Raw genomic sequence first — 11,783 nt, forward strand, 5'->3', positions numbered from 1 at the left:
TCGACGCGTTGGTGTTAATCATCCGTCGGCAACAATACGTTAAGTGATGCTGGCCGTACCTGAATATTTAAGGTGCGGCCACTGAAATACTCGCCATCTATCACGTAATCCAGCCGTTTTGTCGATGAAATTCTGATCCTAGCGGCCTTTTGATGATGGGCATTAATATCCAGCGACTGCTTGGTTAAGCCATTCACCGTCAGTTCTGCAATGGTTAGCAACGAATCGCTCAGCCCTTCGGTAGGCGTTAACCAGGTGACGTCAAGCAAGCCATCGGTGAGATCTGTATAACCTGCCCCTTGCGCCAAAATGGTGGTGAGTGGTGCGCTGTTCGCCACGGTCACTGAGCCTGTATGCAGTGAAAATGGTGCCGATTTGTCCAAACGAACAGTCAACAACATCTCCCGATTTTGACTAAATGCCTGCCAAAACCCTTGTAAGTAGGCCAGTTCACCTAAGGCATTTTTACGTTCGCGGTTAGCGGTTTTGATCATTTGTGCTTCAAAGCCTACACCAACCAACAGCAATACCGGACGCCCATTACAGCGAGCCGTATCAATTCGCTGTTGTTCGCCGTTAATGATGGCCTCTAGCGCTGTACCGAGCGGCTCCAACTTGGCACCTAACCCCCACAGTACCTGACTGAGCGCATTGGTGGTACCCAGTGGAATAATGCCCAAGGGCAGATCTGTACCGATAACCGCCGAGGCTACTTCATTCACCGTGCCATCGCCGCCACCGGCGACCAGCATGTCAGCGCCGCTGCGAATCGCTTTACGTGCCAGGGCGGCAGCGGGCTTCTGCGGCGTAGTTTCCAGCACATGCACCTCATAATATTGCTGTAAACGCTGACAGATTTGCTCACGATATTTAGGCCACTTGCCACCACCAGAGACCGGGTTGACGATTAACCATAGCCGATGCTTTAACGACAATTCCTGCGATTGCCAAAGCCGTTTTAAAAATTTGAGTTGCCGTCGATTTAAACGAATGCTGGTGCGATGTTGGCGGATATCGGTCAGCACCTGCGTCACCGAATCAAACGACTCCCGGCACAACAACCAGGCCGCCACCATCAACACCGAGCGCCCCCGCCCTAGTGCACAATGCACCAACAACTTGCGGCCATGCCGCTGCTGCCTTGACATCCATTGTAATGCACGGCGCATCGCCGCTTTAGAGGGCACCGCATGATCCAGCACGGGCAGGTTCAAGTAGTTAATCCCGGCCTGTTGCAAATCTGCCATTGGAATTGCATCAAATTCAGCGGTGACATCCAGCACTGCGCCGATTTGCAGCCGTTGTAATTCGCTGATATCACTGCTGAACAGGCGACTTCCCAAATAGAGATCATCACGGATTTTACTGAAGCGCGGGGTAGCGTCATAGCGCCAAAACCAGGCATTAAAGCTGCCAGCAAGCCAGTGAAAAGGCAGTAATAACCACCGCATCAGCACAGATAACTGCCCGTTGCTTCGTTTGCGAAAAATACCGGGGCGGTTAATGGCGTATGCACTGGCAACTAATGTGAATGCCAGCGCTATCCAGCATAGCGGCAGCCACAGCCATGGCGAGGGTAACAACCACATCAGCATCACTGCCGATAAGGCGATCAGTATGTACAGTGCACTTAACGGCATATAGCTCCCGGCGCTTATCCGTTCAGGCTCAGACTAAGCGGCTATTGGGCGGATTTTTTTATGACTTTATCCATACTTGGCACCACTGACGCGGCATCAAGACGCATCTGATACCAGTTGATGCGCCAGTCCAGATGTGGCCCACTGGCACGGCCAGTAGCACCGACTTCGGCCACTTTCTGCCCCTGTTTAACTCTATCACCAGCTTGCAGATAAAGTTTGCTCAGATGCAGAAACGTGGAACTAACGCCATAACCGTGATCTATGATGACAGTGCCACCGGAATAGAACATATCTGGCACAGCTAAAGTGATAACGCCATCAGCAGGGGCAACCACCACTGTGCCAGTTTTAGCGGCCACATCAACACCGTAATGGGGATTTCCCGGTTTGCCGTTATATACCCGTTGGCTGCCATAGACGCCGGAAATTCTGCCGGTCAGCGGCCAGATAAAATCTTCTGCAAACCCAGCTTCTTCAGAAGAAACCGCCCTTGCCTGGCTTCACCATGGCACTGTCTTTGGCCGCACGGGCAACATCCCGAGGATCTGGCTGCATGATTTTCTGGCTGATACCGTTAACTTTGGAGATACGGTACTGGCGCTGAGCAATAGTGAGCTCATGTGTTGCAGTACGACCATCCGCGTAAGTCATCGTCAATGTATGCTGTAATGGTGCTTCACGTTCAAAGCCAAAAACGAACGCACCTTGTGGACTCACCTGCAACGGCGTGCCATCCAACACTATCTTTGTGCCGGGAGCCACACGGCCACGGAGCAGTGCCCCTTGTTCCAACGTGCCTTTCAGTTGCAAGTCATCTTGAGTAGCCGCTGCGGTTTGAAGCAACGGCGGACAACTGCTCAACAGTAATGAGATCAATAAGGCATGACACTTGGTAAACTGCATAAACGACGCTTGCACCTCTTGAACAAAAAATTATAACAACTGACCTGCTACGGCGATGGCACCTTTACCAATGCCTTCGAACGCCATCACCCGGTAGTGACGACCCGGCATTTTAGCTGCCAGCGTATCCGCCATAAATTGTGCTAACAGTTCTATGGTAGTGTCATCGGGGAGCAGATCACAACACCCTTTAGGCATCGCCAGTTGGAACTCGCCTTGCGGCGCTGTGTAACGAAAACCATAGTGACTATCGTCGCTAATACGGCATTGCGACGACATTGTCAGTTGCGCAACGGGCACCATATCGGCCTCACTACCAAGATAAACATCTTGCCAGCGTTCGGCCCAATACCTATCCCATTCGGGAGCCGGCACCGCATTCTCAAACACTTTTATCGGGCTCCGATGCCCATGCGCAATACGCTGGCAATTACCATCGTGTTTTTTAGCCCGTGGCTGTAATGGTAAAAAGGCCCATCTAATAGTTCATTGCGCAGCGTTAGGCTGATGTTATCGACATTATCAGGCAAGGCGTTGCGCAGGGCGTTAATCAGAAAATCATTCACACTATCAAAATCAATCAGCTCACAGGGCACCAACGCGAACGCCTGTGCCGGACACGCTAAATGAATCGTCCCTTTGCGGCTGGCAAAGTCAATCCACACGGTATCATTCTGTTGCTGCCAACGCAGATCACCACAAGCCGTTGGCACTAACAAACGATGATCGGCTACTTCATCAATAACCCGTTTGATGGTGCGTTTAACCTTGCCAAAATCCAGCACCATGTTTTGCTGATCCAGCCCGCCCTCCAGCAGTACATCGACAACCCAGCTTTCGCCAACCATGCCTCGCAGTGGGCACAGATAAGAGAAATCGATCACCGTCAAGTCTTTCACAAAAAGCTGCATGTTTTCTCCTGGGCAGAGATACAGTCCACCCCGATTTTATCAATATTGAATGAAACAGACGGCTACACCAGTCCATTGTTTAGCGACATTTTTTGTGCTGTGTTTCCAAAGAACCACAGCATTTCAACTTATATTCCGTTATTATACCTGCGTCACTGACAAACTTAAGAATGTAAGACAGGTACTCTATGAAAACCCTTATATGCAACGCGCAACTGGTGAATGAAGGTGTCATCACCAGCCAGGATCTGTTGATTGAAGATGGTAGGATCAGCAAGATCGCCGCACAAATCACGGCTCCGGCAGGCGCGACGGTTGTCGATGCCGCCGGTAAATATCTGCTGCCCGGCATGATCGACGACCAAGTGCATTTCCGTGAACCCGGCTTTCCAAACAAAGGCACTATTGCCAGTGAATCTCGCGCTGCTGTCGCTGGCGGGATCACCAGTTTTATGGAAATGCCTAACGTCAATCCGCAAACCACTAATCTTCAAGCACTGGAAGACAAATATACCCGAGCCTCGCAAAGTTCGCTGGCAAATTTTGCCTTCTATCTCGGTGCTACCAATAATAACCTTGAAGAAATCAAACGCCTCGACCCCAATCAGGCCTGCGGTGTGAAAATTTTCATGGGGGCTTCTACCGGCAATATGTTGGTAGATAATCAGCAAACATTAGAAGGCATCTTTGCTAACTCGCCAGTGGTTATCGCAACCCACTGCGAAGATAGCCCGATGATCGCTATCAATGAAGAGAAAATGCGGCAGCAATACGGCGAACATGTTCCCGTTTCGCTGCACGGCGAAATCCGTTCGCGTGAGGCCTGGCTTAAAATCGTCTAAATTGGCAACAGATCTGGCAATTCGCAACAAAGCCAGGCTGCATGTGCTGCATTTGACAACCGCTGACGAACTGCACTTATTCCTACCGGCTAAAAAATTGGCTGATCTGAAAGGGGCCAATATTACCGCCGAAGTCTGCGTACATCACCTGTTCTTCAATGACAGTGATTACGAACGGCTGGGTAGCCAGATTAAATGTAATCCGGCCATCAAAACTCGTGCTGACCAATTAGCGTTACAAAAAGCCGTCAATGACGACATTCTCGACATCATTGCTACCGACCACGCGCCGCACACTTGGGAAGAAAAACAGGCCGACAGCTATTTTAAGATGCCGTCCGGTTTGCCATTGGTGCAACATGCGCTGCTGAGCCTGTTAGACCTGCACGCACAGGGCGTTTTCTCGCTGGAAAAAATTGTCCAAAAGACCAGCCACGCCATTGCCGAGCGCTTTGAGCTGAAAGATCGCGGATACTTGCGTGAAGGTTATATTGCTGACTTGGCGCTAGTTGACCTCAGCGCACCTTTCACCGTCACCAAGGAAAATACCCGTTATCACTGTGGCTGGACTCCTTTTATGGATCACCAGTTCGCGGCCAGCATTGCCGGCACTTGGGTCAATGGGATCCATAAATTCGATGGCAGTCGCTTTATCGACAACACCGTAGGTGAACGCCTACAATTTAACCGTAGCCATTGATTTTTATCGTAAAAAAACAGGCACGTACATGTGCCTGTTTTTTTATGTGCGGTAATTAATGACTTTTCAATCGGCGATCCAATTGGTCTTTAAGATTGGCAGGGACACCTTTTATCACAATGGTGTCCGATACCGGATCATATATCACCCGTTCACCGAGGTGGGTACTGTCAAAACTCAAAGACACGCCGCCGCCAGTGCCGGAAAACTTCTTCAGTTGCCGTAGTGTGGATTTATCGGCGGGGAAATTCTCTTCCAAGTCATATTCGCCTTGAACGGCGAAGTCATAAAGACTCCATGCCAGACTCGGCTAATTCGTCTGCCAAATCTTTCAGTTGCACATCGGTGCCGATTTCCACCTGTTCCTGACAATATTCAAAGACCCGGTTGCGGCATTGCTGGCGTTCATCTTTGGTTAAATCGCCTTCCGCAACATAATCTTCTACCACCTGCATCAACTGCTTACTTTGCTGCTTAGCATTGACGCCTTCGACACACCCCATAAAATCCAAAAAGAAATCAGCGACTTTACGACCTGCCCGGCCACGCACAAACGAGATATATTTGCGGGATTCAGCATCGCGCTGCCATTCAGTGAGGTCGATCCGTGCCGCCAACTGCAAATTTGCCAGATCCAGATGGTCATTCTGCGTCAGTTCCATATCATCCAATACTGTCATGGACGATTTGGCATTGAGTAACGCCACGAACAGGTAATCGGTTGCCATATGCTGGTACAGTGCCAACAGCAAGAAGCCGCCTTGGCTGAAATCGTACTTTGACAGCTCCTCTTGCAACAATTTACCAGCAGCAGCAGAGAACTCAACAAAGCCCAACTCATTGCTAATATAGGATTGCAAGGCATTTTTGAACGCTGGATTGGCTTCGCCATCCTCGCCATGAACACCAAAAAACCAAATCCCTTACCGGCTTTAGCCGAGTAAGTTTGGTGTAACTCCTCCACCATCGCTTCTACGGCTACACCATTAAGCAATGGTTGTGGCCGTAAACGGCAACCTAACTTACCTTCACTGTTCAAAGTGATAGCGTGAATAATCGCTTGTTCAACGTGAATACTCATAGGGCTTCGTAGTGCTACTCTGTGGTAAATCCGGTATTATATGCCGCTATTCCAGTCATGAGTGAAAATTTTTGATATGCCGATTCAATCCAAATATAGCAATGCTGAAGTTGAAACCCTGATTGCCGAACTGCTCAGTGTATTAGAAAAACACCAAGCACCGACCGATCTTAGCCTGATGGTCTTAGGGAATACGGTTTCTCACCTGCTATCAACCAAAGTCAGCCAAGAGTCAAGACTGGCATTGGCCGAGCAATTTGCTAAAGCACTGACACAATCGCTGCGCTAACTGGCGCTAATTACTGGTATCTTTTACCGAAAAAACCGTAAGATACACAAGCAACTCGAAATACGCGGAAGCTGAATGGTGGAGCAAATAAAACAACGGGGAAGAGACAGAGTGTCGCGCCTGATCAACTGGGGGCACTGGTTTGCTTTTTCAATGGCATTCTAGCCATGCTGATCGGTATTCGTTACCTGCAATCACCAGGGCTGCCGGACTCGCTGATTGGTTGGGGTTACCTGACGGTCAGCACTATTGGTCATTTCAGCTTCCTGTCGTTTATTGTGTACTTGGTGTTGTTGTTCCCAATCACACTGCTATTACCTTATTCCCGTATTTTGCGCGGTTATGCCGCCGTTATTGCTTGTATCGGTTTATGTACCTTGCTTTACGATACTGTGGTCTATCAAGACTACGGCATGCACCTCACCCCTTTTGCCTTTGATCTGGCGTGGGCTGACCTCAATGGCTTATTGCAAGGACCGTCTTTCATCATTATGCCAGTTGCCATACTGGTCATAGAGTTAATTGCCGCAAATTGGCTATGGAAACGCATAGAACACATCCAGCGCCGTAACTGGGGCAATAAGCTGGTGATTTTTATTGGCATCTGTTTTGTGAGTAGTCATCTGGTGCACATCTGGGCGGATGCGGCCGATGTTACTGAAATTACCCGTTTTGATGACACCTACCCCATCTCTTACCCAGCAACTGCCAAAACCTTTATGGAAAACCATGGCATTGATGGCAGCAACAACCCTGATATCAAAGTCGAACGCAGCCTCAAGTATCCGCTAGCACCATTGCAGTGCCACGCCGATGTGCATCCCAATATCTTACTCGTCGCCGTTGATAGTTTCCGGGCAGATTTGGTAGATGAACAGACAATGCCATTTTTATCGCATTACAGTCAGCAAAATCAGTTATTCACCCACCATTTGAGCGGCGGTAACCAATATAGCAGTGGCATGTTTTCGCTACTTTACGGATTACAGGGCAGCTATATGGATGCGGTAGACCTGAATTATACCTCGCCCTTGTTGACGCAGACCCTAAAAATGCAGGGATACCGGCTGGCACTGTTCACAACCGACGATGGAGTGAATGAAGCCAAGCCCAAAGCAATTTTCAAGGATTTCACGCCCATATTAGCGGCGGAACAAGGTGGCAATGCACTGAGTGATATTGCCAGTATTGATGCTTTCCAGCAGTGGCGACATCAGCAAACAACGCCGTGGTTTGCATTGCTGAACCTAAAATCGCCTGAAGATTATGATACGCCAGTCGGTTTTTGGGAACCCAGACAGTAAAGCCAAGTACACCACTGAAACCCGCTGAAAAAGTGCTATTTAACCAGTATCGGCAGTCACTTAATTTCATTGACCAACAGTTGCAACGCTTACTGGAAGTATTACCGAGCGATACCATCGTATTAGTGACTGGCGTCAGCGGTAAACTGTTCACCAGTAATGCCGATGAAGCCCATCGCAACGTCTCCCTAGCAACGTACAGGTGCCATTAGTGATCCACTGGCCTGGGAGTGTCAGTGGTAAAGTTAATTACCGCACCAGCCATTACGGTGTAGTTCCGACGCTCATGACTCAGGTACTGGGATGTACTAATCCCGCCTCCGATTACAGCGCCGGGCGCCATCTAATGCAACCCGACGATCAAACTTGGCTGTATATAGGCGACAATCGTGTGTTTGCCATATATCAGCAAAACGAAATTACCGTGATAGACCGACACGGGAAATACCGGATTTATGATGAAGATTATGCTCACCGCCTGCACAAGAAGATGAGTGTTCCAGAAATGATTGAAGTGATGCGCGAAGGACGGCGATTGTACGGTCATTAAACCAAATAGTTTTTAATGATCTTTTATGAGAGAGCACAAACTAGACAGTTGAATCCGTTCAGCTAATTTGCCACTTGCACTGTATCTTGGCTCTTGGTAAAGTTCTGCCTCGTTGAAGCGAGCCTCTGCGCAGTTCGCTTATTGACAACACATTCGGTATGTAGCGCAGCCCGGTAGCGCACTGTCATGGGGTGTCAGGGGTCGGAGGTTCGAATCCTCTCATACCGACCAAATAACTTACTGAAAAGCCTAGCAATTATCGCTAGGCTTTTTTGTTTAACCACCCTACTCGCAAAACTCTCGCAAAATTCCCGCGAAACCTAACATCAAAATGATGCAAAAATGGCGTGCTTAATCTCCGTTCCAGCCCCTGCTTAAACCACATCTGGCCATGTAGTCCCATGAGCAAACTGAATAGTTATTACCAATGCAGAGATAAGAGTTTTACCTCGTCTATCTATTTAAAGATGCAAGTCAGGGGTACCTTCGGAAAAAGGTAATCTTGGTAACATTTTTAAAAACATCAATACTTTCATGCAATTATATAATTTTAAAAGGTAACTAAAAGGGTAACCAAAAGGTAATCTGGTTACCCTTTATTGGAGTCATTTTCGATACAAATTAAAGCATTAAATATCAGTTAGTTAGCAACAAAAGGTAATATTTATTACCTTATATTACCTTTAAAAGGTAACCTATTAACTCTTTTAAAATCATAGCATTAACCCCATATTTCGAGGGTGGTTACTAAAGTTACCCTTTTCCGATGCCCAACCTAAAATCAGACTCGGCAAATGTGAAGATATTGATCACTTACTCAATTATTGCGTTGTTTTGCGTAGTTTTTCTGGAGAGTGAATCCCTTCTTGCCACCAGTGCTGGCGCGGGATTATCTGTTTGCGTTGCTGCGTTCTTTTCATTCGATAAAGCGCGCAGGCGCGGCGGTCGAGCGCGCGCGCTGGGAGTTGTCTGGGGTAAAATTGAGGCAAAAAGAAAGCAGCCGAAGCTGCTCTTATGTAAATACTCTTTGGACAAAAGCGTGTTAGATTCCCAATCTCTAATTTTTGAGTTTCGGATTAACATTTCTATGGGTTAACGCCTTGCTCTGCGGAAACTTAGGAGCGGAACGAGTAAATTTTCCGTAGCAGCAACTTGTTAGCTATGGGGCCTTTATTTCTCTTAACTTTGGCTGACGTTGAGCTTTTTTAAAATACCCATAGATTCACCGCAGCATCTTTCAAATAACTCATTTCGCCATTCAATTGAGTTTAAAACTTTCGAGGCAACTACTTCAATTCCATTAAGGTATCGATGTCCCCGATGTATTATACCAAAATTCTTCGCAGGGCCTTCACGATAGATGCCTACAAGTTGTGGGGCACCACCACTATATGGATCTTGCTTGGATTCAAGTGAGTCACAGAAGGCACTAAAAACATTTCTACTAGTTCTTCCTGATTGATGAGGATCTTGGCTAGGATTTCCAACCCATTGTTCATACCATGTATTTAAAGAAGTCTTTCCACTACCGGCACTTGCTATTAATCCAGACCTTTCAGGTAACTCAATTTTATCAGCTGTAACCCTATCAGGAGTAACCTCAATTCTGGCAGCATGGAAACTAGACCTCATCCTATTCCCCAAGCGGGTTGCATATAAAATTTGACAAGTTCCTCTATGAGCCTTTGGCATCAAACTGAGATTCCTTTCAATCTCGCATCTGGTCTTTTCAATTTTTATTTCTATAGAGTCACTTTCACAGAGTAACAATCCATCATCAATATGCTCAATTAACTGACCTAATATCTGTATAGGGAACGAAACTGAGCCGCAATAGCCAAATACTTCAGGAAAATTTCTTGAAGCAAACAACTTCCGGCCTACGTCCCAAGTAACATTTTTACCCCAGGAAATTCGACTATCGCTAGCAATATAAATCGATGCTGGGCCATGTGTATCGATACCAGTCCATGAAAATAGTGTTGTCATCTATGAATCTCTTGGCATAAGTAGTAATCTTTGTTCATCCGTGGTGATCATCACCATAACAGAGCAACCCCGGGCCCCTCCACCAAAAACGTTATGGGGGGACAGGTAGAGAACATTTCCCCAGGTAAAACTGGGGAAGTCCCGGTTCGCAGAGTTCCTTTTTGTTAGCTATTTTCAGCATGGACAATAAACCTCGAGCGCTCATTGATGCCATCGAATGTGATTATCTCAACGCCATTGAGGCTGCTACACGGGCAAACAAACGTAGGTTTACCCGCTCTTGGACAAAGTAAGTTAACTCACAAAATTTCTACACTAACTCTTTGATAATTTTAACCTGCTGTAAGAACTCAGGAACTTTTACCAAACCTTCTTTCCAATACTGGCTGGACTTCAACATTTTATTGGCTAGTTCTGAAGTTAAATACTCATGGTTTTTCACAAGTATATCGGTGCCGATAGGAGAGCTTTTATCTGACGACAGCTTCGCAGCATATACTTGAATGTGCTGACGCATTTCAAATTTTGCGGTTTCTGGAACCTCTTCTTCTGCGGCACAAAAATCCAAAAAATCACTTATTTCGGTTTCTGTCTCATTACACAGCGCAAGTATTCCTTCAAGATCAGCAACACAGCAAAAGTGGATGTTTTTCAGAGGTATCCTACCAGCAACAGCTTCATCTATTCGTTGTCTATACTCTTGCCCTAAATAAGAGGCGAGTTTAACACCGTTACCAAGGTAGAAATCTTGATGAGTAACAATGAGGGCATATCTATCGTTAAAGTCTGCAAGCTTATCAAAACCAACATTACTCAACTTAGCTGCACACTCACCTGCTTGCTTAATACCTTTCAGATGAGTATCCCGTAATTTGTCCTTAATTATATGACTCTGATCAGTAACAAGTACTTTTTGGTTTGGTTCAACGCCCTTTGCATCAATAAAAACCGAAGTTCCGTTTCGTTGATGTAAGAAGTCGACAACTTTTCCTTGTATTTTGTTATCTTTATAAATAACCTTCAGTTGCTCTTCTCGTGTGATCTCGAAACCATACACATTAAATACATATGCTAAATAATCTTCAAACTCTTTAGTAAACTTGTCTCGAAAACCTTCTGAGTCAGCCGTTTTGAGGGTTCTGAGGACAAACTCACTCAATCCTATACTTGCAACATATGGATGAACGGTTGATATACCTTCAGCTAAAATAAGAATTGGTTTCTCTAGCAATAGTGGTTCAGAAAAATACTCTTCTGCTCTTACATCTCCGTCCCCTCTAATTTCGAATTTTCGGCATTTCATCAATTGTTGTAACTGCTGAAAGTTGGCTCCAACTAAACTGAGGTACTGCTTTATTAGTGTGACTGGATATCCCGGCGAAAGCTTTGGTAAAAACTCTTCGTATTTGATGACTGGTTTTTTGGAAAGATAAAATATAGAAAAGAAAAAACCGACAAAACAAAAAAGTCTTCCAACTCAATTTCTGTCTGAGCTTTGAAGCTATCTCGAAAAGACCGACTTGCGCTTTCATGACACATGATTGTGAACAATCTGACCAAAAAATAGTTGT

General features: G+C 46.5%; 5 protein-coding genes, 1 tRNA gene and 5 pseudogenes. 5 read left to right on the forward strand and 6 right to left on the reverse strand.

Annotation, left to right across the window (positions count from 1 at the left end):
- Positions 1 to 14: 14 nt before the first annotated feature.
- From KHX94_RS19765 to KHX94_RS19775, 3 genes and pseudogenes are all read right to left on the reverse strand, one after another.
- Positions 15 to 1,640 (reverse strand): diacylglycerol kinase family protein, encoded by a 1,626-nt coding sequence (locus KHX94_RS19765; protein WP_213681880.1) that lies wholly within the window; start codon positions 1,638 to 1,640, stop codon positions 15 to 17.
- A 41-nt stretch (positions 1,641 to 1,681) separates the two neighbouring features.
- Positions 1,682 to 2,546, reverse strand: a pseudogene (locus KHX94_RS19770) (M23 family metallopeptidase).
- A gap of 30 nt (positions 2,547 to 2,576) precedes the next feature.
- Positions 2,577 to 3,457: pseudogene (locus tag KHX94_RS19775) on the reverse strand (6-pyruvoyl trahydropterin synthase family protein).
- Positions 3,458 to 3,645: 188 nt separating this feature from the next.
- On the opposite strand from KHX94_RS19775, the gene KHX94_RS20870 reads away from it, so the two are divergent.
- Positions 3,646 to 4,299 carry an amidohydrolase family protein gene (locus KHX94_RS20870; RefSeq protein WP_244859248.1) on the forward strand — a complete coding sequence of 218 codons (654 nt, stop codon included), beginning with the start codon at positions 3,646 to 3,648 and terminating at the stop codon, positions 4,297 to 4,299.
- Entirely contained in the window at positions 4,274 to 4,999 is a 726-nt protein-coding gene (locus tag KHX94_RS20875) for an amidohydrolase family protein (protein WP_244859249.1), read from the forward strand. The genes KHX94_RS20870 and KHX94_RS20875 overlap by 26 nt, the downstream gene beginning before the upstream one ends.
- 55 nt (positions 5,000 to 5,054) lie before the next feature.
- On the opposite strand, the pseudogene yejK reads toward KHX94_RS20875, so the two are convergent.
- Positions 5,055 to 6,080, reverse strand: a pseudogene (gene yejK / locus KHX94_RS19785) (nucleoid-associated protein YejK).
- Between the two features lie 76 nt (positions 6,081 to 6,156).
- Here yejK and KHX94_RS19790 point away from each other — a divergent pair.
- From KHX94_RS19790 to KHX94_RS19800, 3 genes and pseudogenes are all read left to right on the forward strand, one after another.
- On the forward strand, positions 6,157 to 6,369 hold the full coding sequence (locus KHX94_RS19790) for a YejL family protein (protein WP_213681881.1): 213 nt from the start codon (positions 6,157 to 6,159) through the stop codon (positions 6,367 to 6,369).
- Positions 6,370 to 6,444: 75 nt separating this feature from the next.
- Positions 6,445 to 8,223: pseudogene (locus KHX94_RS19795) on the forward strand (DUF3413 domain-containing protein).
- A 154-nt stretch (positions 8,224 to 8,377) separates the two neighbouring features.
- A tRNA-Pro gene (locus KHX94_RS19800) sits at positions 8,378 to 8,454 on the forward strand.
- Between the two features lie 948 nt (positions 8,455 to 9,402).
- Here KHX94_RS19800 and KHX94_RS19805 read toward each other — a convergent pair.
- Together KHX94_RS19805 and gapS1 are read right to left on the reverse strand one after the other, a co-directional pair.
- Entirely contained in the window at positions 9,403 to 10,212 is an 810-nt protein-coding gene (locus KHX94_RS19805) for a hypothetical protein (protein WP_213681882.1), read from the reverse strand.
- Between the two features lie 310 nt (positions 10,213 to 10,522).
- Positions 10,523 to 11,659 (reverse strand): annotated as a pseudogene (gene gapS1 / locus KHX94_RS19810) (GapS1 family protein); the annotation flags it as partial.
- Positions 11,660 to 11,783: the final 124 nt, after the last annotated feature.

It is taken from the genome of Shewanella dokdonensis, assembly GCF_018394335.1.
Taxonomy (GTDB): Bacteria; Pseudomonadota; Gammaproteobacteria; order Enterobacterales; family Shewanellaceae; genus Shewanella; species Shewanella dokdonensis.